The organism is Lentzea sp. NBRC 102530 (assembly GCF_030269365.1).
Classification (GTDB): Bacteria; Actinomycetota; Actinomycetes; order Mycobacteriales; family Pseudonocardiaceae; genus Lentzea.
The window spans coordinates 133,786-156,848 of the sequence record NZ_BSTF01000017.1; the positions used below are offsets into that span (position 1 = coordinate 133,786).

19 protein-coding genes are annotated in these 23,063 nt (G+C 68.9%); 12 read left to right on the top strand and 7 right to left on the bottom strand.

What is annotated here, in order from left to right; translation table 11 throughout:
• The first annotated feature begins 112 nt into the window (after positions 1–112).
• The 5 genes from QSK25_RS35750 (at position 113) to cobF (ending at position 6,935) form a co-directional block, all read left to right on the top strand.
• Positions 113–1,240 (top strand): GNAT family N-acetyltransferase, encoded by a 1,128-nt coding sequence (locus QSK25_RS35750; protein ID WP_285644995.1) that lies wholly within the window; start codon positions 113–115, stop codon positions 1,238–1,240.
• Entirely contained in the window at positions 1,237–2,373 is a 1,137-nt protein-coding gene (locus QSK25_RS35755; RefSeq protein WP_285644997.1) for a LuxE/PaaK family acyltransferase, read from the top strand. The genes QSK25_RS35750 and QSK25_RS35755 overlap by 4 nt, the downstream gene beginning before the upstream one ends.
• Positions 2,370–4,823, top strand: a complete 2,454-nt coding sequence (locus QSK25_RS35760) for an acyl-CoA reductase (protein WP_285644999.1) — start codon at positions 2,370–2,372, stop codon at positions 4,821–4,823. The genes QSK25_RS35755 and QSK25_RS35760 overlap by 4 nt, the downstream gene beginning before the upstream one ends.
• Positions 4,823–6,043, top strand: a complete 1,221-nt coding sequence (locus QSK25_RS35765; protein ID WP_285645001.1) for a phenylacetate--CoA ligase family protein — start codon at positions 4,823–4,825, stop codon at positions 6,041–6,043. Before QSK25_RS35760 ends, QSK25_RS35765 begins: the two co-directional genes overlap by 1 nt.
• Positions 6,044–6,191: 148 nt before the next feature.
• Positions 6,192–6,935, top strand: a complete 744-nt coding sequence (gene cobF, locus QSK25_RS35770; RefSeq protein WP_285645003.1) for a precorrin-6A synthase (deacetylating) — start codon at positions 6,192–6,194, stop codon at positions 6,933–6,935.
• A gap of 15 nt (positions 6,936–6,950) precedes the next feature.
• Here the strand turns inward: cobF and QSK25_RS35775 are convergent, their stop codons facing one another.
• Positions 6,951–7,475: a TetR/AcrR family transcriptional regulator gene (locus tag QSK25_RS35775; protein ID WP_285645005.1), complete on the bottom strand. Its 525-nt coding sequence runs from the start codon at positions 7,473–7,475 to the stop codon at positions 6,951–6,953.
• Between the two features lie 124 nt (positions 7,476–7,599).
• Here QSK25_RS35775 and QSK25_RS35780 point away from each other — a divergent pair, with 124 nt between their 5' ends.
• The 3 genes from QSK25_RS35780 (at position 7,600) to QSK25_RS35790 (ending at position 11,299) form a co-directional block, all read left to right on the top strand.
• Positions 7,600–8,421, top strand: coding sequence for an oxidoreductase (locus QSK25_RS35780; RefSeq protein WP_285645007.1), 822 nt, complete (start codon positions 7,600–7,602; stop codon positions 8,419–8,421).
• Between the two features lie 38 nt (positions 8,422–8,459).
• The gene (locus tag QSK25_RS35785) at positions 8,460–9,350 is read left to right on the top strand and encodes a helix-turn-helix transcriptional regulator (protein ID WP_285645009.1); all 891 of its coding nucleotides are present in this window, start codon (positions 8,460–8,462) and stop codon (positions 9,348–9,350) included.
• Between the two features lie 176 nt (positions 9,351–9,526).
• Positions 9,527–11,299 (top strand): alpha/beta hydrolase, encoded by a 1,773-nt coding sequence (locus tag QSK25_RS35790; RefSeq protein WP_285645011.1) that lies wholly within the window; start codon positions 9,527–9,529, stop codon positions 11,297–11,299.
• A 177-nt stretch (positions 11,300–11,476) separates the two neighbouring features.
• Here QSK25_RS35790 and QSK25_RS35795 read toward each other — a convergent pair whose 3' ends face one another.
• Positions 11,477–12,172: a PP2C family protein-serine/threonine phosphatase gene (locus QSK25_RS35795; protein WP_285645013.1), complete on the bottom strand. Its 696-nt coding sequence runs from the start codon at positions 12,170–12,172 to the stop codon at positions 11,477–11,479.
• 52 nt (positions 12,173–12,224) lie between these two features.
• Here QSK25_RS35795 and QSK25_RS35800 point away from each other — a divergent pair, with 52 nt between their 5' ends.
• Positions 12,225–13,598, top strand: coding sequence for an HsdM family class I SAM-dependent methyltransferase (locus QSK25_RS35800; protein WP_285645016.1), 1,374 nt, complete (start codon positions 12,225–12,227; stop codon positions 13,596–13,598).
• A gap of 16 nt (positions 13,599–13,614) precedes the next feature.
• The gene (locus QSK25_RS35805; RefSeq protein WP_285645018.1) at positions 13,615–14,562 is read left to right on the top strand and encodes a serine/threonine-protein kinase; all 948 of its coding nucleotides are present in this window, start codon (positions 13,615–13,617) and stop codon (positions 14,560–14,562) included.
• On the opposite strand, the gene QSK25_RS35810 is transcribed toward QSK25_RS35805, so the two are convergent.
• A complete protein-coding gene (locus QSK25_RS35810; RefSeq protein ID WP_285645020.1) occupies positions 14,468–15,328 on the bottom strand; it encodes a DNA-3-methyladenine glycosylase family protein in 861 nt (286 codons plus the stop codon). The two genes, QSK25_RS35805 and QSK25_RS35810, sit on opposite strands and share 95 nt — an antisense overlap.
• Before the next feature lie 144 nt (positions 15,329–15,472).
• Positions 15,473–16,186, bottom strand: a complete 714-nt coding sequence (locus QSK25_RS35815) for a response regulator (protein ID WP_285645022.1) — start codon at positions 16,184–16,186, stop codon at positions 15,473–15,475.
• Positions 16,187–16,390: 204 nt separating this feature from the next.
• Between QSK25_RS35815 and QSK25_RS35820 the strand changes: the two genes are divergently transcribed.
• Positions 16,391–18,796: an ATP-binding protein gene (locus QSK25_RS35820; RefSeq protein WP_285645024.1), complete on the top strand. Its 2,406-nt coding sequence runs from the start codon at positions 16,391–16,393 to the stop codon at positions 18,794–18,796.
• Here QSK25_RS35820 and QSK25_RS35825 read toward each other — a convergent pair.
• The 3 genes from QSK25_RS35825 to QSK25_RS35835 all read right to left on the bottom strand — a co-directional run bounded on the left by QSK25_RS35825 (position 18,786) and on the right by QSK25_RS35835 (position 21,172).
• A complete protein-coding gene (locus QSK25_RS35825; protein ID WP_285645027.1) occupies positions 18,786–19,457 on the bottom strand; it encodes an HAD family hydrolase in 672 nt (223 codons plus the stop codon). The two genes, QSK25_RS35820 and QSK25_RS35825, sit on opposite strands and share 11 nt — an antisense overlap.
• Entirely contained in the window at positions 19,454–20,101 is a 648-nt protein-coding gene (gene ribB, locus QSK25_RS35830) for a 3,4-dihydroxy-2-butanone-4-phosphate synthase (RefSeq protein WP_285645029.1), read from the bottom strand. The genes QSK25_RS35825 and ribB overlap by 4 nt, the downstream gene beginning before the upstream one ends.
• A 240-nt stretch (positions 20,102–20,341) precedes the next feature.
• A complete protein-coding gene (locus QSK25_RS35835; RefSeq protein ID WP_285645031.1) occupies positions 20,342–21,172 on the bottom strand; it encodes a helix-turn-helix domain-containing protein in 831 nt (276 codons plus the stop codon).
• Positions 21,173–21,409: 237 nt separating this feature from the next.
• Here QSK25_RS35835 and QSK25_RS35840 point away from each other — a divergent pair, with 237 nt between their 5' ends.
• Positions 21,410–23,035, top strand: coding sequence for a glycosyl hydrolase family 18 protein (locus tag QSK25_RS35840; RefSeq protein WP_285645032.1), 1,626 nt, complete (start codon positions 21,410–21,412; stop codon positions 23,033–23,035).
• Positions 23,036–23,063 lie beyond the last annotated feature (28 nt).

Here is a 23,063-nt window from a genome sequence, read left to right on the forward strand (position 1 = left end):
ACCATCGTTATTGAGGTGGATTTGAGGGTTCGTGTGATTCCGCTCGCCACCGCGAATAGATTTCTCTCCTCCTGTGCTTATCTCGTCGGAGCAATTGGAGGAGGCACAGGAAGTGTTACCCGAGTTCGAGCCGGCTCGACTCGACGACGTCGACGACCTGCTGAGGCTCTACCGGCGGGCGCACGGCGCGAACTACCCCATCGCGATGGGCACCGACCCCGCCGTCATGGCGGCCGAGATCGAGTCCGCGCACACCACGTGGCTGGTGTGGCGGCAGGACGGCGAGGTCCAGGCCTCGATCACCGGGCACGTCGAGAGCACCGACCGGCTCGGCAAGATCGCCGGACTGGTCGTCGACCCGGACGCGCAGGGCGGCGGCATCGCCCACCACGCGGTCGGGCAGATCACCGGCGCGATGCTCGCGAGCGGCGACGTCGACTCGGTCTACGGCACCGCCCGCACGGTCCACCTCGCGCCGCAGCGGGTGTGCCTGCGCAACGGTTTCCACCCGCTCGGGCTCGTCCCGAACCTGTTCAAGCACGCCCGGCGCGAGACGATGACGCTGCTCGCCAAGCACCGCGACGGCGTCCTCGAACGCCGCGCCGAGGTGCACAAGGTGCCGAAGAGCCTGGAAAAGCTCGTCACCGCGACGCAGTCCGCGCTCGGGCTGTCCGCGCTGCCGGAGTTCGTCGAGGACGACGGCTTCACCGAGAGCCGCCTGTCGCGGCTGGAGGTGATCGAGGCGCCGCAGTTCGTGCAGCGGCACTTCGAGCGCACGATCAACGACCCGGCGCGGCGGTTCTACCCGCTGCACAAGCCGAACGTGCTGCTCGCCGACGAGCACGGCGAGTACCAGCTCTACGGCCACCTCAACCGCCACGACGGCTACTGCACGATCTTCGGTGCCACGCCGAGCCCGCAGGCCGTGCTGCCGCACCTCGGCGGTGTGATCGACGCACTGGCCGGGCTGGGCGCGCCGCACGTCGAGACGCTCGTGCCGCTGCACGAGTTCGACGAGCTGAGCGCGTTGCTGGCCTTCGGTTTCCTGCCGGTGGCGCTGTACCCGGCGATGCGCGGCGACGGCGAGGTCTACCACGACTACGTCGTCATGGTGCACACGCCGCAACCGCCCGACTTCCGCGGCCTGCTGATCGACGAGGCGTTCCGGCCGTTCACCGAGCAGTACGTCGAGCTGTGGACGCAGAAGTTCCTCAACACCAACGGAGTGTTTCGCGCATGAACGCGCATTTAGGTCCGGCAAGGGTGCCGGACTCGTCGTTGAACGCCGTCCAGGCGTTGTGCGACATCGCAGCCCCTTACGACCACAGCGACGACGACCTGTTCCTCGCAGCGATGAACGAGTCGAACCGCTGGCACGCCGAGCGCAACGAGTTCTTCCGCAGTCTGTGGAACGGCAAACCGATCAAGGACATCGCCGAGCAGCCGTTCGTGCACGCCAACTTCTTCAAGATGCACGAGGTGCTGTCCGTGCCGCGCGGCCAGGTCGTCGTGCACGCCACCTCGTCCGGCACGACCGGGCAGAAGTCGCAGATGTTCTGGGACGCCTGGACGTTGCGCGCGGGCCAGCGGATGGTCGCGCGCATCTACGACCACAACGGGTTCATCACCGAGGACCCGACGAACTACCTGATCAACCTCAACCAGCCCACGCCGTCGGTCAAGCTCGGCAGCTCGTTCACCGGGCAGTTCATGACCGACTTCGCGCCGGTCGAGTCCGTCGAGTACGGGCTCGCGCACACCGGGAGCGGGCACGAGTTCGACGCGTTCGGCAGCATCCGCGCGCTGCAACGGTTCGCGGACGACGGCAAGCCCGTGCGGATCTTCGGGTTCCCGGCGTTCCTCAGCTTCACCATCGACCGCATGCGCGCGATGGGCGTGGAACCGTTGCAGCTGAACGAGAACTCGATGGTCTGGTTCGGCGGTGGCTGGAAGGGCAACGCCGACAGGCAGATCTCCAAGGCCGAGCTGCGCGCCAAGGTCGTGGAGATGCTCGGCATCCCGGACGAACGGATCCGGGACAGCTACGGCTCCGTCGAGCACTCGGTGCCGTACGTCGAGTGCGCGCGCCACAACCTGCACGTGCCGACGTGGTCACGTGCGATCGTCCGGGACGTCCGGACGCTGGAACCGTTGCCGCACGGCGAGTCCGGCTACATCCAGTTCATGTCGCCTTACATCACCTCGGCGCCCGCGCAGAGCGTGCTGATGGGTGACCTGGCCGCACTGCACGCACCTGAGGAGTGCGGTTGCGGCAACGAGACCCCGTGGTTCGAGATCCTCGGCCGCGCCGGCGTCTCCCGCAACCGGTCCTGCGCCATCGCGGCCGCGGAACTCCTGAAGGGCAAGGCATGAGGCACCTCTGGCAAGGCGCGTGGATCGACGACGAGGCCGCGTCGGTGCGGCTCGACACCCTGGACGACCTGACCCAGCAGGTGATCACCGGCCCGAGGCTGAACCCGCTCGTCGTGCTCGCCGCCGCCGAGAAGCTCGACCTGGAGCAGCACCGGCCGTCGCTGGTCGCGTGGGGCCTCGCCGAGACCGAGGTCGACGAGACCCTGGAGGTGTTGCGGCACGCGCTGAGCAGGGCTTCGCTGGAACGCAAGCTCCAGCGCGAACTCGGCGGCCTCGACCCCGCGCGGATGGTCAGGCCCGACTTCCGCACGCCCGTCTACGAGGCCTGGGTGCCGCTCGGCCTGCTCGCGCACGTGACCGCGGGCAACGCCCCGGCCGCAGGCGTGCTGAGCGCCGTCGAGGGCCTGCTCTCGGGCAACCTCAACGTCATCAAGGTCGCCTCGGACGACTCCGGCTTCACCGCCGAGGTGCTCGCCTCGCTGGCCGCGCTCGACCAGACCGGGCAGATCGCGGCACGGCTGGTCGTGCTGCGCTTCTCGTCGTCGCGCACCGACTGGACGGCGCGGATGCTCGGCGCCGCCGACGCCGTCGCGGTGTGGGGTGGCGAGGAGGCGATCGAGGGCGTCCGGGAGCTGGTGCGGCCCGGCACGCGGGTGGTCGACTGGGGCCCGAAGCTGTCGTTCGCCTACCTGACGGCCGACCTCTGGTCCGATGTGGACACGCTGCACGCGCTGGCGGCGGACGTCTGCCAGCTGGAGCAGCAGGCCTGCTCCAGCCCGCAGGTGATCTACCTCGACACCGAGGACTCGTCGCAGGTCTTCGCGTTCGCCGAGCGGTTCGCGTCGGTGCTGGAACTGACCGGGCCGCCGACCCGCGACCCGTCGCAGGCCGAGTGGGCGGAGATCACGAACACCGTCGTCGTGACGCAGCTCGAGGAGCACCTCGGGTTCACGAAGGTGCACGCCGGCGGCCACTGGCGGGTGCTGGCGGACGTGCGGTTCGCGCCGCGCACCTCGCCGCTGTACCGGACGGTGTGGGTGAAGCCGTTGCCGCGCAAACAGATCACCTCGGTGCTGCGGCCGATGCGGCAGTACCTGCAGACCGTCGGGCTCGCGGCGGACCGGCCGGACACGGCCTCGCTGGCGCGGGCGTTCGTGTCGGTCGGCGTGCAGCGGATCACCACGCCGGGGTCGATGCTCGGCGGGTACAGCGGCGAACCGCACGACGGCGTGTACGCGTTGCAGCGCTACAGCAACCGGGTGTCGGTGCAGCTCGACGACAGGTTCGCGCTCGACGCCTCGCTCGACGAGCTGGCCGAGTCGCGCCAGCTGCCGGTGCCGAGGGTCCCGGTGACGGCGAAGGCGGACTTCGAGACGTTGCAGGACCGCCAGGCCGACGTGTACTTCCGCAGCGGCGGCAGTTCGGGCGCGCCGAAGCTCTCCGCCTACACCTGGGCCGACTGGGACGAGCAGATGTGGGTGGGCGCCGAGGCGTTGCTCGCCACCGGGCTCGACCCGCGGACCGACCGGATCATGAACCTGTTCTTCAACGGGCACATGTACGCGAGCTTCGTGAGCTTCTTCTCCGCGCTGGAACGCATGAACGCCGTGCAGTTCCCGATGGGCGGCGAGTGGGGCCAGCTGGACGCGATCGCCCGGGCCATCGTGGACAACCGCGTCGACACGTTGCTGACCGCGCCTTCGTTCGTGCAGCGGCTCTTCGCCGAGCACGGCGACCTGCTGAAGGAGTACGGCGGCATCCGCAAGATCTTCTACGCGGGTGAGCACTTCGGCGCGCAGGCCATCGCCCGGCTGCGGGACGAGTTCGGCGTCTCGGTGATCCGGTCGGCGGCCTACGCGACGGTCGACGCGGGACCGATCGGGTACCAGTGCTCGGCGTCCACCGGCAAGGTGCACCACGTGCTCACCGGCCTGCACACGCTGGAGATCCTCGACGACGACGATCGCCCGGCGTCGTCCGGCCGGCTCGTGGTCACCACGCACACCCGGCGCGGCCAGCGGCTGGAGCGCTACGAGATCGGCGACCTGGGCCGCTGGGTGCCCGGCGACTGCCCGTGCGAACGCCAGACCCCGCGGTTCGAGCTGCTCGGCCGCACCGGGGACGTGTTCCGCACGGCCGCGCAGACGTTGAACTACCGGCGGTTCCTCACGATCCTGGAGGACGAGTTCGGCTACTCCGGCGCGCTGCAGGTCGAGCTGACCGAGAACGCTGCCGGTGACGAGCTGGTGGTCCGGCTGGAACGCGACCGCGCGCCCGAGCCGTCCGCGAGCCGGGGCGTGCTCCTGTCCTGCTATGCCGAGGTCGAGGAGGCCGTCGAGAAGGACCGGCTGTTGTCGTTCCGGGTCGAGAACGTGCCGCTGGCGGACTTCCAGCGGACGCGCAGCAGCGGCAAGCTGATCGCCGTCGTCGACCAGCGCAGGAGCGCGTGATGTCCGTGCTCGACCTCGTCTGTTACGCGCGCACGCACTCGCCGTTCTACAAGGACCTCTACGACGGTTACGACTCGTCGACGCCGCTGGCCGAGCTGCCGGTGATCGACCAGGCCGCGTTCTGGGCCGCGAACACCGTGCGGCACAACCAGGTGCTGACCAGCACCCACACCGACGGCCTGATCTTCAAGACCGGCGGGACGACGCGAGCCCCGCGCGTTTCCTTCTACACCAACGCCGAGTGGGACGCGATGTGCCGCACGTACGCGGAAACGCTGCCCGCGGCGGGACTCCGGCACGGCGACCGCATCGCGAACCTGTTCGCGGCCGGTGAGCTGTACTCCAGCTTCATCTTCGCGCTGAACTCCTTGCAGCGCTCGCCGATCGACCTCGTGCAGCTGCCCGTCACCGGCAGCGCGCCGGTCGAGTTCACGCTGTCGACGATGCAGGACTTCGACGCGACCGTGGTCGCGGGCTTCCCGACGACGCTGTCCCGGCTGGCCGCGCACGTCGTTTCTTCGGTCGGCTCGTTGCCGTTGGTGCGGCTGGTCCTGTTCAGCGGTGAGGCGTTGTACGACGACCAGCGCACGTTGCTGTCCCAGGCGTTCCCGGGAGCCGAGTTCCGGTCGTTCGTCTACGGCAGCGTGGACGGCGGGATCATCGGCACGGCGGTGCTCGGCTCGGAGGACCCGCGGGTGTTCCGCGCGTTCGTCGACAGCTCGGTGCTGGAGATCGTCGACGTCGACACCGGCGCGCCTATCACCACGCCCGGCGTCGCGGGCCGGTTGCTGCAGACCGACCTGACCCGCCGGTTGCAGCCGATGATCCGGTACCCGGTCGGCGACCTGGCCGCGTGGGTCGACGTCGAGGACGGCATCTTCCGCCTGCTCGGGCGGGCCGACGAGGGTGCGCGGGTCGGCCCGGTGACGCTGCACCTCGACCACCTGCGTTCCGCCGTCGACCGGGCGGGCGTGGTGCACAACGGCGTGCAGGTCGTGATCCGGCGGGTGGACTCGCGGGACCAGCTGGTGCTGCGGATCGCCTCGGCGGAGCACGACGCTGAGCGGGTGCGGGCCGAGGTCGACGTGATCAGCCCGCGGTTCGCGTTGCAGGTCGGGCGTGGCGTGGTGGCGCCGCTGGCGGTGGAGTGGGTGGAGGCGCTGGAGGTGAACCCCCGCACAGGCAAGACCGTCCGGCTCCTCGACGAGCGGTCCGTCTGAACACCTGACCGGCTGTCCGTCCACCGCCCCGCCGCCTGCCTCACGGCGCTCGATCGCACGCGGGAACCGCGTGCGACACAGGACGTGCAGCGGGCTCGCGATGGCGGCGGGCACGAGTTCCGGTCACGTGCTTGGTTAAGGTGGCCGGGTGCGAAAGATCCTGGTCATCGGTATCGGCGCGGGCAACCCCGACCACCTGACGGTGCAGGCCGTCAAGGCGTTGCAGACGGTCGACGTGTACTTCGTGCTGGACAAGGGGTCGGTGAAGCAGGAGCTCGTCGACCTGCGCGCCTCGATCCTGGCCGAGCACGTGACGCGGCCGTACCGCTGGGTCGAGGGCCGGGACCCGGATCGCGACCGCACCCCTGCGGACTACCAGGCGACCATCGACCAATGGCGCCGTGACCGTGCCGACGTCGTCCGGGGCCTGCTCGCCGAGCTGGGACCGGACGAGGTCGGTGCGTTCCTGGTGTGGGGCGACCCGTCGCTCTACGACTCGACGCTCGCGATCCTCGACGACCTGCTGGCGCGCGGGGAGTCGTTCGAGGTCGAGGTGATCCCCGGCGTCACGTCCGTGGCGGCGTTGACGGCCGGGCACCGCGTGTCGCTGAACCAGGTCGGCAAGCCCGTGCAGATCACGACCGGACGGCGGCTGGCCGCCGGGTGGCCGTCCGATGTGGACGACGTGGCCGTGATGCTGGACGCGCAGTACTCGTTCGAGGGCGTGGACCCCGACACGTGGATCTACTGGGGCGCCTACCTCGGGATGCCCGACGAGATCCTGGTGTCGGGGCGGGTCGGGGACGTGGCGGCGGAGATCCGCGCGGTGCGGTCGGAGGCCCGCGAGCGCAAGGGCTGGATCATGGACACCTACCTGCTGCGCCGTCCCTGACCACCCGGCACTCGGTCACTCGGCGATCAGGCGCTGGACCGAGCGCTCCACGAGCCGGCGCGTCGCGTTCGGGGTGCTGAACGCGAGGATCGACATGTGCACGACCAGGTCCAGCAGGTCGTTCGCGTTGAACTCGGCCGAGATCCTGCCCTCCATCTGGGCCTTGCCGATGGCCGCGATCTTGTCGCGGTGCGCCTGGACCTCCGCCTCCGGCAACGAGTCGAAGCCGTTCTCCAGCCGGTGGTACGCCGCGAGCCGCAGGATCTGCGGCTGCTCCTGGTAGGAGTCGAACAACCTGCCCGCGTACCCCGGCAGGTCCTCCGGTGTGATCGGGACCGACCGGATCATGCGCTCGATCTGGATCTTCAGGACCTCGTCGAACAGGCCCTCCTTGCTGCCGAAGTAGGCGTAGATCATCGCCTTGTTGCAGCCGGCCTTGGCCGCGACGCGGTCGACGCGCGCGCCGGCGATGCCGTACTCCGCGAACTCGTCCAGAGCGGCGTCGAGCAGCTTCGCCTTGGTCGCTTCCTTGTCCCTCACCACACCCCCATTCTAACCAACCGGTTGGTCATGGCAACTAACCGTTTAGTTGACAGCGGGGCGGAGACGTGGTTGCCTGGCTCTAGCAACCAACCGGTTGGTTAACGAGCGGGAGGAACAGGTCATGAAGGTCGCACTGGTCACGGGTGCCTCGTCCGGAATCGGCGAGTCCACGGCGGTGGAGCTGCACAAAGCCGGTTACACCGTCTACGCGGCGGCGCGCCGGGTGCAGCGCATGGAGGGTCTCGCCGCGCAGGGCATCAAGGTGCTGGAGATGGACGTCACCGACGACGAGTCGATGGTCGCGGGCGTCAAGCAGGTCATCGCGGAGTCCGGGCGGATCGACGTGCTGGTGAACAACGCCGGCTACGGGTCGTACGGGGCGTTCGAGGACGTGCCGCTGTCGGAGGGCAAGTACCAGTTCGAGGTGAACGTGTTCGGGCTCGCCCGGCTGGTGCAGCTGGTGGTGCCGCACATGCGGGCGCAGCGCAGCGGCCGGATCGTGAACGTGTCATCGATCGGCGGCAAGATCTACGAACCGCTCGGCGGCTGGTACCACTCCACGAAGTTCGCCGTGGAGGGCCTGAGCGACTCGTTGCGGTTGGAGCTCAAGCCGTTCGGGATCGACGTCGTGGTGATCCAGCCCGGTGCGATCAAGACCGAGTGGGGCGGGATCGCCGTCGAGAACCTGCGCAAGAGGTCCGGCGAGGGCGCGTACAAGGAGCAGGTGCGGCAGCTGTCGGCGTTCTTCGGGCAGGTCGAGCGCGGGTCTGAGCCGAAGGTCATCGCGGACGTCATCGTGAAGGCGGCGCAGGCCCGGCGGCCCCGGACGCGGTACGCGGCGGGGTTCGGCGCGGGGCCGATCCTGTTCGCGCGCAGGGTGCTGCCCGACCGCGGGTTCGACGCGCTGTTCCTCGGTGCCATGCGGCGCGCTGGGCGTGTCTGAGCAGGTACCTTCGGTTCAGCACCACCGAGGGGAGTCGAGTGCACGAGGGGCTGTCGCGTGAGGCCGAGCAGCTGTACCTGGCGATGCTGCGAGGTGCCCGGAGCGAGCCCGGAACGGCGCACGACGAGCTGAAGCGGCTGGGGCTGGTCAGGGACGACGAGGTGCGGCCGCCGCGGTCGGCGCTGGCCGCGATCGCGTCGAGCCACGAGGCCGCGGCCGTCCGGGCGCGCGAGACCGCCGAGGTGCTCGCCGCCGCCTACGCCTCGCACGGAGCGAAGGAGGTCGACTTCGTCGAGGTGCTCAAGGACGCGGGCGAGGTCATCAGCGCGTTCGAGGAGATGCAGAGCCAGGCGAAGTCGGAGATCCGCGCGCTCGACCCCGGTTCGTACCTGAGCCCGCAGCCGGAGGCGAGTCCCGCGCAGCCCCCGGCGCTGGCGCGCGGTGTCGGGTACCGGGTGGTGTACGAGTCGGCGCTGTTGCAGACCGAGCGCGGGTTCGCGTCGGTGCAGGAGAGCATCTCGGCGGGCGAGCAGGCGCGGACGTTCCCCGGGGTGCCGTTGAAGCTCGTGATCGCCGACGCGGACCGGGCGTTGATCGCCGTTCCGACGGTCACCGGTGGGAACGTCGTCGCACTCCTCATTCACCCGTCCGTGCTACTGAGCGCGCTGAGCGAGCTGTTCGAGGCGTTCTGGCGGATGGCGGTGTCGATCACGCCGAGGGGCCAGGAGGACACCCAGCAGGAGCCGACCACCGCCACCCGCCGGTTGATGGCACTGCTCAGCGCGGGTCTGACGGACGAGTCGATCGCCCGCGAACTGGGTGTCAGCGAGCGGACGGTGCACCGTCGGGTGAGCCGGTTGCAGCAGTTGCTGGGGGCGCAGACCCGCTTCCAGCTCGGTGTCCAGGCGTCACGGCGGGGTTGGCTTTAGTGACTCGCAGTTAGTGTTGAGACAATCTTCATCACTCTGCGAACACGATCAGTGACGGTTTCCAGACATGGCGACTTTCTGCCATCACCCAGGAGTGTTAAACGCGGCGTTTTCCCTTTCTCCTCTGTTGCAAGCACGGCTCCATCGGGCCGTGCGGGGGCAGAAGGGGAACCACCTTGAGGAAGTACTTCAGAGGCGGCGTCGCCGTGGTGACGGGGGCGTTGATCGCGTCGAGCCTCGTGCTCACCCCGGCCGCCGGTGCCGCCGCCAAGCAGGACCCGGACACGGCCGCGCTCGCGGGTGCGCTCGCCACGCAGAAGGTGACCTGGGAGGAGTGCACCTTCCCCGGCGTCGACCCGGCCACCGTGGCCAAGTTCAAGACCGTCAAGGGCCTCGCCTGCGCGACCGTTCAGGTCCCGCGCGACTGGCACAACCCGGCCGACGGCAACACGATCGGCATCCGCGTCTCCAAGACCGAGACGGCCTACAAGGGCACCAGCCGCCAGGGCATCGCGCTCGTGAACCCCGGTGGTCCCGGCGGTTCCGGCCTGCCGTGGGGCGCGGCGATGGCGCTGCGCACCCCGGTCCTCGCGGGCCAGTACGACTTCATCGGGTTCGACCCGCGCGGTGTCGGCCTCTCCACGCCGCTCACCTGCAGCTACACCGTGCCGAACAGCACTGACGTCAACGTGCTGAACAAGGCCAAGGTCGACGGCTGCCTCGAGAACCCGCTCACGCAGTTCATCACCACCGAGCAGACCACGTACGACATGGACTTCATCCGTGTCCTGCTCGGCGAGAAGAAGATGAGCTACATCGGCTACTCCTACGGCACGTGGCTCGGCACCTGGTACGGCGCGACGTTCCCGTCCAAGGTCCACCGCATGCTGCTCGACTCGGCCGTCGACGCCTCGCAGTCGACCCTCGAGAACACCTGGGACCTGCAGCCGCGCACCCGCGACCGCCAGTTCCAGGAAGCGCTGCTGCCGTTCATGGCCCGCAGCGCCGACAAGTACGGCCAGGGCAGCGACCCGATGGAGATCCGCCGCAAGTGGGAGAAGGGCGGCGGCACCCGCGAGTTCGTCGGCCAGCTCTTCGTCGCGTGGTTCGTGATCCCGGCGATGTACGACACGACGCAGTACCACGTGGCCGCCTCGGCCGTCGCCTCCGTGATCGACGCGACCAACCCGGCTTCCACGCCGGCGGAGAACGTCGAGAACGTCGTCGCGAAGATGCTGACGATCCCCGGCACCACCGACGACAACAAGGCGTTCATCGCGAAGGCCAAGACCAACGCCCTCGCCGCCATCGCCAAGAAGGAGCGCGTGGCCGTCAAGTCGACGACCGCCGCCGCCGAGGTCGAGACCTGGGACGCCACCTTCGAGGCGATCCGCTGCCAGGACGGCCAGTGGAACCAGAACCTGCACTACTGGAACTACTGGCTCGCGGACCTGACCGTGAACGCACCGTTCATCGCGCCGTTCATGAGCACCCCGCTCTGCGCCTACTGGCCGGCCAAGACCTCGATGCCGAAGCCGGACAAGAAGACGTTCCCGCGTCTGCTCGTCGCCCAGTCCGAGCTCGACGCCGCCACCGCCTACGAGGGTGGCCTCGCCACCGCCAAGGCGCTGCCGAACGCCAAGATGATCAGCGTCGACAACGAGGGCTCGCACGGCCTGTTCCCGTACAACACGGACTGCGTCGACGACCCGATCGTCTTCTACTTCCAGACCGGTGCCACCCCGCGCAAGCAGTTCACGGGCTGCCAGGCCCTGCCGCTGCCGAACGAGGACAAGACCTACGACGTCGGCGGCAAGCTGACCAACGGCAAGGTGCAGATCAAGATGATCACGCCGGCCGTGAAGCAGGCCAACAAGATCGTGAAGGACCTGCTCAGCGGGTCGTCCACGGCGGCGGCCGACGAGTCGGGCATGCCGGCCAACCTGTAACACCCCTCTAGAGGCTGCGGCCCCGGTGCGCGTTGCGCGCCGGGGCCGTTTCCACGTTCAGGGGGAGCGTTGGCGGGCAACGAGTCGCGCCGCACAGGCTGACGGCGGATCGGTCCGCGGTGGGCAGCTGACGGGCGAGGTGGCACGTGCGCGGCCGGAAAGGCGGGCGAGCGGAACCTAGCGCTGCCACCACTTCTTGCGGACTACGTCCACGATCACGCACGTGATGTTGTCCGGCCCGCCGTTGCCGTTGGCCAGCGCGACCAACTGCCACGCCGCCTCCGTGCCGTCCTCGGTGGACAGCAACACCTCGTGCACGTCCTCCAGGTCCGTGTAGTCGGTGAGGCCGTCGCTGCACAGCAGGTACCGGTCGTCCACCCTGGCCTGGTGCCAGGACAGGTCCGGGTCGTGCGAGTTGCCGGACTGCAGCGCCCGCAGCACGTACGCACGCCGCGGGTGGACCAACGCCTCCTCCGGCGTCATGCGGCCGGCGTCCACCAGGGCCTGGACCATGGTGTGGTCGTGGGAGAGCTGACGCAGTTCGCCCTCGCGCAGCACGTAGGCGCGGGAGTCGCCGATGTGGGCCAGCTGGAACGCCAGGCCCTCCCAGCGGATGGCCGTCAGCGTGGTGCCGGCGCCTGTCGGGGTTTCGGCGTCGAGACGGCGGGCTATCTCCGCCACGGCCGGGCCGAGGTCGCCCTGCCAGTCCGCCAGGACGTTCACCGCGAGCGCGCTGGCCACTTCGCCGTGTTCGTGGCCGCCCATGCCGTCCGCCACCGCCTGGACGTCCTGGCGGACGTAGACCGAGTCCTCGTTGTGCTCGCGGACGAGCCCGGGATCGGTGGCCACGGCGATGCGCAGCTCGTGTGTCATGTTTCTAGTAGAGCAGTTGTGAAGTGAGTTCACAAGCAATACGGTTGTGAACATGGATGAGACTGTCAGCGCCGGGGACATCGCGCGGCTCGCCGAGGTGGGGCGGGCGGCCGTGTCCAACTGGCGGCGGCGGTTCGAGGACTTCCCCTCGCCGGTCGGCGGAACGGCGTCCAGTCCGTTGTACCTCCTCCGGGACGTGGAGGTGTGGCTGAAGCGCAACGGGAAGTCGTTCCGGGTGTCGCCGGCGGAGAGGTTGTGGACGCAGCTGCGGACGCACGACGACCTCAAGCTCGGTGAGGCCCTCGCCACCACGGAAACGGACGACGAGACGTTCGAGTTCCTGCACGCGCGCTACGTCGAAGCCCACTCCCGGCTGCTCAACCCGACGCCGCCCGAGGTCGTCGAGGCCGTCCTCGCCACCACCGACGGCACCACGGTCGTCGATCCGGCGTGCGGCACGGGCAGCCTCCTCAAAGCGTCGAAGGCGCGCAACAAGATCGGCCAGGAGATCGACCCCGTGTCGGCGGTGATCGCGAGGCGGCGCATGCCCGACGCGCAGATCATCACCGGCGACTCCCTGCGCCACAACGGGATCGCGCACAAGGCCGACGCGGTCGTCTGCGACCCCCCGTGGCACGACCGGACGTGGGGCCACGAGGAACTCGTCGGCGACGCGAGGTGGACCTACGGCCTGCCGCCCAGGGGCGAACCCGAACTCGCCTGGCTCCAGCACTGCCTCTCGCTCACCAAACCCGGCGGCCTGGTGGCCGTGCTGCTCCCCCAGGCAACAGCCAGCAGGCGGCCGGGAAAGAGGATCCGCGGCAACCTGCTCAGGGCAGGCGCCATCCGGGCGATCGTCACGGTCACCCCCGGCCGCGACCTCTGGCTGCTCCGCAACCCCGTCGGCCGCGCCCCCGAACACATCGCGCTGCTGCAACGCCCCGGCCCGCTCGACCCCAACACCAGGGTCATCGACCTGCTGGACGACGACGTCGACCTGAGTCCGACGCGACGCACCGGCACGGACGCGTCCGAGTACCTCGACGCGGTCTACACCCCACCGGCCTTGCCCGAACTCCAAGCGGTCGCGCCGCCGATGACCACCATCGGCGACCTCGTCCGCAACGCGCCCGGCACGCACCCCGTGACGTCCCCGACCGGTGCCGTCTACGAGATCGACCCGCGCAAGATCGACCCGGACTTCCTCGAGGGCGTCCTGAAGGCCGCGTTCGCCCGCACCCCGACGGGCTCCACCAGGCTGGACGTCAAACGAACGCAGGTCCCGTCGCTCCCGCTCACCGAGCAACGGAAGTACGGACAGGCCTTCAGGCAGCTCAAGGAGGCCGAGGAGAAACTGCGGGAAGCGACCGAGTTGATCGGGATCGGGTACGCCGGGTTGCTGCAGGGCCAGATCGGTCCGCGGTGACGGTTAGGCTTCAGAAGTGCTGATCGCCGACCGCTACGAGATCGACGACCTGCCGCTGGGACGGGGCGGCATGGGTGCCGTGCACGAGGGCCGGGACCTCAGGCTGGATCGGCGCATCGCGGTCAAGCTGCTCAGGCTGCCGGGCAGCGACGACGAGGTGGCGCACCGGTTCGCGCGCGAGGCCAGGATCGTCGCGAGCCTGGAACACCCCGGGGTGCCGGTCCTGTACGACTTCGGCACGCACGAGCAGCGCCTCTTCCAGGTCATGCAGTTCGTCGAGGGCGTCACGGTCGCGGACCTGGTCGGCGAGTTCGGGCCGCTCCCGCAGGCGTGGGCCGCCAACATCGCCGCGCAGACGGCCGCGGTGCTCGCCGCCGCCCACGACCGCGGCATCTGCCACCGCGATCTCAAGCCCACCAACCTGATGCTGTGCCCGGACGGCGCGGTGAAGGTCCTGGACTTCGGCCTCGCGCTGCTCAAGGAGAGCGACGTCGCCCCGTTCAGCCGCGCCGGCCAGATCCTCGGCACGCCGAGCTACATGGCCCCGGAGCAGATCCAGCGCGGCACGGCCGAACCGCGCAGCGACCTGTACGCGTTGGGCTGCGTGCTGCACGAAATGCTGACGGGCGAACAACTCTTCACCGGCCCGACGGCCTACGCGGTGTTCGACAAGCACGTCAAGGAAGCACCGCCGCAGGTCCCCGGCCCGCTCAACGCCACGCTGCAAAGCCTGCTGGCCAAGGAACCCGACGAACGCCCGGACACGGCGATGGACGTTTTCGAGGTGCTCCAACAGTTCGCCCAGGACCCGCCGCCGTTGCCCGGTTTCGTCCACCGGGACTCGACGGCGATGTACGCGAGCGTGCAGGTCAGGCCGGGATTCGGTTCACCTCGTGATCACCGGTCGCCCACAGGTGCTGCACCGCGTACGCCCGCCACGGCCGCCACGCCTCCGCGCGCCTGACCAGCGCCGCGGGCGTCGACGGCAGACCCAGGGCCTCGGCGGCGAGCCGGATCCCGAGGTCCGTCGGCAGGAACGCGTCGGGGTCCCCGAGAGCGCGCATCAGGATCGACTCGACGGTCCACGGCCCGAACCCCGGCAACGACGAAAGCCATTCCCGCGCAACGACCCGGTCCGCCGACGGCGAGAGGTCCAAACCGGATTCCAAGGCCTCCAGCAACGCCGCCATCGTGCGCCGGCGGGACTCCGGCACCGCCATCGCCGCAACGTCGAACGACAGCGGGAACAGCAACAGGTCCCCCACCGGCGTCCCCTCGGCCGCGACGAGCCGGGCGGCGTGCGTGCGGGCGGCCTTCGTCGAGACCTGCTGTCCCAGAACGGCCCTGATCGCGAACTCCGCCCCGTCCACCGTGCGCGGCACACGACGTCCGGGAGCGGCCGCCACCAACGGCGCCAAAAGCGGATCGGCGGACAACGCCTCATCGACCGCGAATGGATCCACGTCGAGGTCCAGAAGGAAGCGGCAAAGGTCTAGAGCACTGGCCGAATCGCGAGAATCCGACAGTTCGAGGACGCACTCGACGTGGTCCGGGAACGGCCGCAAAGCCACGGTGCCAAAGCCGCGAGGAAGTCGCAGGGTTCGCCGGTAGACACCGTCCCGCCACTCCTCCACGCCGGGAACCGCGGTGGCGATGAGGTGGCCGAACAGGTTGTCGGGACACAGCGGTGGCTGAAAGTGCAAGCGTTCCGAGAACGTGGCCGGCGGCATGCCGTCAAGCATGACGCCATTCCAACCGAGACGCTGGCGGGAAAGCGACATCATTCCGGACGGGGCCAACCGGGTGACCTGCTACTCGGCGCGAAAATCCGTGGCTAGGCTGACCGTCGCGCCGTTGCAGGAGTTGTCGGGATTTCAGCAGGGAAGGGCGGCGTCGCGTGCGATGAGGGCGGCTTGGACGCGGTTGTCGCACCGAAGTTTCGTCAGCAGTCGGCTGACGTGGGCTTTGATAGCCCCCTCCGAGAGGTACATGAGCCTTGCGATGCGTGCGTTCGCCATGCCCTGCGCCAAGTACACGAGCACTTCCTGCTCCCGCCGGGTGAGCAGGCCGATGCGGCTGCGCGCGGCGTCCCGTCGTTCCGAGTCGGCGCCGGTGAAGTGGTCGATCAACGCACGGGTCGCGGACGGCGAGAGCATCGCCTCTCCGGCGGCGACGGCGCGCACGGCCTTCACGAGGGCGTCGGGTTCGCCGTTCTTGAACAGGAATCCCGCCGCGCCCGCGCGCAACGCGGGAAACAACATCTCTTCGGTCTGCGGGGTGCACAGCATGATCACCTGGGTGCCCGGCACGTGCCTGCGCACCATCCGCACCGCGGTGAGCCCCTCCATGCCGGGCATGGACGCGTCCATCAACAGCACCTGCGGACGTTGCCGCCGCGCGAGCTCCAGCGCCCCGCCGCCGTCGCCCGCCTCGCCGACCACCGCGACGTTGCCGGACCGCTCCAGCACACCGCGGACACCCGTGCGGATCAACACCTCGTCGTCGGCGATGCCGACGGTGATCGTGCGCGGTTTGTCCACGAGCTGCAGCCCTGCGCTCGCCCACGAGGTGCTCGTCGTCAACGTCATGCGCACTCCCTGTCAGACCGGACCAGCTTCCAGTTTGTTCCCGAACGAGAGCGCCGGGAAGGCATGCATAACGAGCAGGTTGCGAACCGTCTCACGCACACGGAGGCGTAACGGGTTGCACGTCCAGGGCCACCGCCCACGAACAGCGCAAACACCGGAACGAGACAGGAACCTCCTGCCGTTACGGCTTGCGGAGAGGGACTCATGACCAGCACCGGACGTTGCGCTCTGTGCGACGGCGCGCTGCCTCCCGCCACCTCCGAGCAACGCAGGTCCTACTGCTCCAACGCCTGCCGCCAACGGGCGTATCGCCGCCGCGTGACCGTTACCGCGCCAATGCCCGCTACCAGGCAAAACCTGCGTGTCCTCTCCAACCTGCCTGCTGCCCGCGACACGTTCGTGGGCCGCCAGCAGGAGCTGTCGAAACTCGACCAGCTGTTGCGCAGGCATCGTCTCGTTACGCTCGTCGGCAGTGCGGGTGCGGGCAAGACGAGGCTCGCGCTGGAGGCCGCCGGACGGTTGCGGCGCGGCCGGACCGACCGCGTCCTGCTCGTCGAACTGGGTGAGATCACCGCTTCCCGAGACGTCGTGCCCGCCCTCGCCGACGCGCTCGGAGTGACCGCCGAGACCGACGAACCGTTGCGCGACACCGTGCTCGAGACGCTGGTGAACATGAAGGTCGTCGTGGTGCTCGACAACTGCGAGCACCTGCTCGACACCTGCGCCGAACTCACCGACGTGCTGCTCAACCGCTGCCCCGGCGTCCGGGTGCTCGCGACGTCGCGCGAGGCGTTGTGGATCACCGGCGAGGTCAGCTTCCCCGTCGAGGGACTGCCCGTCCCGTCGACGGACCGCGACCTCGTGACGACGGCGGCGCCGCGTTCCGAGGCCGTGAAGCTGTTCGTGGACCGTGCGCGCGAACGCAAGCCCGACTTCCGCCTGTCCGCGGAGAACACCGCTGCTGTGGCGTTGTTGTGCGCGCGTTTGGAGGGCATGCCGCTCGCGATCGAACTCGCGGCGCGCTGGGTGCGGTTGCTGCCGGTCGCGGACATCTGCGACCGCATGGACGAGCCGCTGGAACTGCTGACGCTGGGCTGCCGCAAGTCTCCGCGGCAGAGTTCGTTGCGGGAGGCCATCGACTGGAGCTACCGGCTGTTGCAGCCGGACGAGCAGTTCGCGTTGCGCCGGCTCTCCGTGTTCGACGGCGGCTTCGACCTGGCCGCGGCGACCGAGGTCTGCTCGTCGGAACGGTCGGCGGAACCGGTGCTGGACGTGCTCTCGCGGCTGCAGGCGAAGTCGCTGGTGACGGCCGTGCCCGGCACGACGCGGTTCCGGCAGCTGGAGACGATCCGGTTGCACGCCAGGGAGAAGCTGGTGGCGGCGGGCGAGCTGGACGTCGCCTACGAGGCGCTGGCCCGCTGGTTCACCGACCTGTCGGACGTGCTGATCACCGCGCCCATGTCGATGTCGGCGGACGTGCAGCACAAGCTCGACAACCACGTCGACAGCCTGCTGGGCACGGTCGAATGGGCCGCTGATCGCGCGGACGAACGGTTGCTGCTGCTGACGTCGGCGCTGGCGGACTGCGCCGCCCGGCGTGGACGACTGGGTCAGGCTCGGGCGATGCTGCGCGACGCGCTACGGAGACCGTCCACAAGGGACGACTACCGCTGCGTGGCGCTGAACCACGCCGCCCGGTTCGCGGCCGAGCAGGGTGACCACGACGAGGCGCTGGAACTGTCCGCCGAGGCGTCGCGGCTGGTCAGGACCATCGGGCAACCGGCGTTGGTGATGAGCAGCCGGAGCACGCTGGCGGCCGTGCAGCAGTCGTCCGGTGAGTGGGAGGCGTCGGACAAGAACAACACGGAGTGCTTGAGGGTCGCCGAGTTGCTGGGCGAGCCGTTGGCCCGTGCGACGGCGTTGGTCGATTTGGCACGCACGGCCTTGTCTCTCGGCAAGCACGAACGCGCCGAGGAGAACGTCATGTCGGCGTTGCCCATCTCGCGCGCGTCAGGTGTCCCCGCGCGCATTGCCTCCGCTTTGAACACACGGGGTGCCGTCGCGTTGGTGCAGGGCGACCTGGACGAGGCCACGCACGCGTTCCAGGAAGCACTGCGCATGGACGGCATCAACCCGTTGACCGCGCCAGACGCCCTGGAAGGCTTGGCCGTGGTTGCGTTGACACGAGGTCAGGCAGAGCGCGCGCTACGGCTGGAGGCCACCGGACGTGCCATGCGCCGTTCGGTCGGAGTCGTGCCGAACCCGTTCTGGGCGGAGAAGGTCGCCGGCGCCATGCGCACCGCACGGCTGATGCTGCCCGTCGCGCGCGCAGATGCGGCATCGACGCCGTTGAGCGCGGCGGAGACCGAGGCGTTCATCCAGGACGAGGTGTGGCTGGACCGCACCGAGGCCGCGTTCGACTCGCTCGACGACCACGAGCGCCGGGTGGTCGCGCTGCTGGCCACCGGCCTGACCAACCAGCAGATAGCCAACCGCCTCAACGTGTCCGTGCGGACCGTGGCCTCCCGGCTGCACCGGCTGCGCGACAAGCTGGGCCTGCGCAGCCGGGAGGACATCGCCGCGTGGGGAGCGGAACGCGCTATCGGCTGAGTGCGTAGACGTCCACCCAGAGCCGGCAGATCTCCCTGGCCGCGATCCGGGCATCCGCCGCCTGGAGCGCCGCCAGCCGCAACACCTCGGCGTCGCGCGCGGTGACGGCGTTGGGGATCGCGAGCACCGTCATCCCGGCCGCGTGCGCCGACCGGATGCCGGACGCCGAGTCCTCGACCGCGAGGCAGTGGACGGGGTCGAGCCCGAGCTTGCGCGCCGCCAGCAGGTACGGGTCCGGCGCGGGCTTGCCACGGGTGACGTCGTCCCCGGTCACGATGGCCTCGACGTGCCTCCGGAGCCCGGACGCCGACGCCGCCGCCCGCACGTACCGGCGCGGTGACGCCGACACGAGCCCGACCGGCCCGAGTTCCGCGGCCTGCGCGATCAGCTCCGCCGCACCGGGCAGCAGCCCGAACTCACCGCGCGCGATGGCGTCCACCATGCCGTCGACGCACTCGGAACCCGCCCGCTCCGGCGTGAGGTCACCGCACCGTTGCGCGAGGTAGGCGGCCCAGGTCGAGGTCCCCTGGACCGCGGCCCAGTCGGCGGCGGTCCAGCGGTAGCCGTGCCGGGCGGCGACGGCGCCGATCACCCGCTGCCAGGTCGCGGCGCTGTCGACGAGGGTGTCGTCGAGGTCGAAAACGGTGGCGAGCAACGTCATCGCGCCACCACGCCCTCCGCCGCGAAGGCCGCGATCTGCTCGATGGACACCAGCCTCAACCGGTGCTGCCCGGCGAACTTCCGCAGCTGCGGCACCCGCGCCACGCTCCCGTCCCCGTTGCAGACCTCGCTGATCACCGCGACGGGCCGCAACCCGGCCAGCCGCATCAACTCGACGGCGGCCTCGGTGTGCCCGCGCCGCACCGCCAAACCACCTTCACGCGCGCGCAACGGAAACACGTGCCCAGGCCGCCGCACGCTCTCATGGGTGCTCGCCGGGTCCGCCAACGTGCGGAGCGTCGTCGCACGATCAGCAGCCGAGATGCCGGACTCGATGCCGGTGGCGCTGTCGACCGACACCGTGAACGCGGTGCCTTCCGGGTCTTCGTCGTCCTGGACCATGAGCGGCAGCCGCAACCGGTCGGCGACCTCCGCGGTCATCGGCGCGCAGACCAGCCCGCTCGTGTGCCGCACGTAGAACGCGAGCGACTGCGCGGTGGCGTGCTGGGCGGCCATGACCAGGTCGCCCTCGTTCTCGCGGTCCTCGTCGTCGACCACGACCACCGGGCGTCCGGCACGGAGGTCGGCCAGGGCGGATTCGACCGGGTGGTCACGTCTTGCCTGTTCAGGAACGGTGAAGTACACGCCCATCATCGTTTGGGACGGGCGTGGGGGTTGCTCGGCGGACTAGCCGGGTTGACCCGATGGTGCGAACTTGCCGGACCGCGCCGGAAGCAGGGCCGCCGAGCACGGCCGGAGCCACGGTGGGGGGTGCGAGCGCCAAAAACTGTCAGACCTCGCTGGGATAATTGAATCAGGGGACCCCTGGAGGGGGACCCCTGCGTGAGCGTGGAGTAGCTGTTCGCCCCAGCCAGGACCGGCAGGTCAGGCCGCCAGCTTGGCGATCAGCCCGCGGGAGTCTTCCTCGCTCAAGGCGGCGCGATCGAGGCCCTTGAGGATGTTCTCGTAGTCCCTGATCGAATCGTTGCGCTCGACGACGAGGATGGAGTTCTCGGCCTCCAGGAAGACCACCGGCTCGTGCCGGTCGAACCTCATCAGGTCGAAGCTGCCCGACAGGCCCGCGTGCGCGCCGGCGGCGAACGGCACGATCCGGATGTGGATGTACGGCCGCACAGACAGCTGCAACACGTGGTGCAGCTGCGCACGCATCACGTCCGCGCCACCCACCGGTGACAGCAGCACCTGCTCATGCATGTAGAAGGTGCAGTCGAGCCTCTGCCGGAAGACTTGCTGCATGGCCAGGCGGCCCTTGACCCTGTCTTCGATCTCTTCGTGGGGCAGGTTGACCGTCTCGAGACAGATCGCCCGCAGGTAGTCGGGAAGTTGGAGCAGGCCCGGCAGCACCAGGGGCTGCCACACGACGAACTCCTTGGCCTTCCACAGGTGTTCCAGGAAGGTCCTCATCCGGAACGACTGCTGGTCAGCGAAGTGCTGCCACCAGATCTTCTGGCCTGTCTCGTCGTGGAGGCTCATCAGGTGGTCGCGTTCGGCTGGATCGATGCGGCAGAAGCTGAGCAAGATCGCCAGATCGACCTCGGTGCAGCCGCCCTTGCCGTTCATCAGATCCGAGAGCTTGCCGGGGTCCCAGTCGATCTTCTCGCAGATCTCGCGCGCGGTCATGCCCGTGCTGAACACCGCCTTGCGGAGGGCGTCGCCGAACTCGCGGCCGCGTGCCGTGGAGAAACGCTTTGGCATGGAACGACGTTAGGGCCGACTGTCCTCTGTGTGCAGTCACCGGGGCGGAAGTCGACCCGAAGGGTTGTCGTCTCGGAACCCCTCCAATGGTTAACCAAACAGACCGAAACAAGACATGCGGGCCTCACTAAACCGTTTTCGAACTGCTCCATTCGAGTGACGGCAGAGGTCTAGACCTTGACCTTCGAGTGGTCTAAACCACATCGTTCCCGGTACCCCCTGCGACTGAGGAGACCGATGTCCAAGTTCCGATGGCATCTAGCTGCTCTCTTCGCGGCCCTGTCCGCGTTGGTCCTCGGAATCGTCGTCGTGCCCGCCGCGAGCGGTGCCGGTGGCGTTTCCGCCACGTTCTCCAAGGGTTCGGACTGGGGAACGGGCTTCGAGGGCAAGTACACGATCAAGAACAACAGCGCGGCGGCCCTGACGTCGTGGACCGTGGAGTTCACGCTCCCGGCCAACCACAAGGTCACCTCGCTCTGGGACGGCTCGTACACGACGAGCGGTCAGACCGTCACGGTCAAGAACACCTGGAACGGCAACATCGGTGTCGGCGGGTCGGTGAGCTTCGGCTTCAACGGCTCCTACACCGGCACGTTCGGTGCGCCGACCAACTGCAAGCTCAACGGTGGCTCGTGTGAGGCCGGCGGGACGAACCCGACGACCACCACGACGACGTCGACCACGACGACCACCACCACGACCACCACGACGACGACCACGACCGGTGGTCCTCAGCCTGGCGGCAAGATCAACCTCGGTTACTTCACCGAGTGGGGCACCTACCCCGCCAAGAACTACCTGCCGAAGAACATGGACACCTCCGGCACGGCCGCGAACATCACGCACATCAACTACTCGTTCGGCAACGTGACGAACGGCCGTTGTGTGATCGGTGAGTCGTTCCCGGCGATCGAGAAGTCGTACACGGCGGCCGAGTCGGTCGACGGTGTCGCTGACGTGTGGGACGCGCCGGTTCGCGGTGCCTTCAACCAGCTGCTCAAGCTGAAGAAGAAGTACCCGCACATCAAGGTGCTGTACTCGTTCGGTGGCTGGACCTGGTCCGGCGGTTTCGCTGCCGCAGCCAAGGACGATGCTTCGCGCCAGGCCTTCGCGGACTCCTGCTACTCGCTGCTCGAGGACCCGCGCTGGGCGAACCTGTTCGACGGCATCGACATCGACTGGGAGTACCCGAACGCCTGTGGTCTCACCTGCGACACGAGCGGTTTCGACTCCTACCGCCTGCTGATGCAGAAGCTGCGCCAGAAGTTCGGCCAGAACTACCTGGTCACCTCGGCCATCACGGCCGACGGCACCAACGGTGGCAAGATCGACGCCGCTGACTACGCCGGCGCTGCGCAGTTCGTCGACTGGTACAACGTCATGACCTACGACTACTTCGGTGCGTGGGCTGCCCAGGGTCCGACGGCTCCGCACTCGGCGCTGACGAACTTCGCCGGCATCCCGACCGCGGGCTTCTACTCCGACGCGGCGATCCAGAAGCTCAAGGGCAAGGGCGTCGCGTCCAAGAAGCTCCTGCTCGGCATCGGCTTCTACGGCCGCGGCTGGACCGGCGTCACGCAGGCTGCTCCTGGCGGCACGGCGACCGGCCCTGCGCCGGGCATCGAGCCGGGCATCCAGGACTACAAGGTGCTCAAGACCTCCTGCCCGGCCAACGGCACGGTCGCGGGTACCGCGTACGCGAAGTGTGGTGACCAGTGGTGGAGCTACGACACCCCGGCCACGATCAACGGCAAGATGCAGTACGCGAACAACCAGGGTCTCGGTGGCGCCTTCTTCTGGGAGATGTCCGGAGACACCTCGAACGGTGAGTTGGTGAAAGCGATGAAGAACGGCCTCGGCTGATCTTCATAAACGCCGGGAGGGGAGCTGG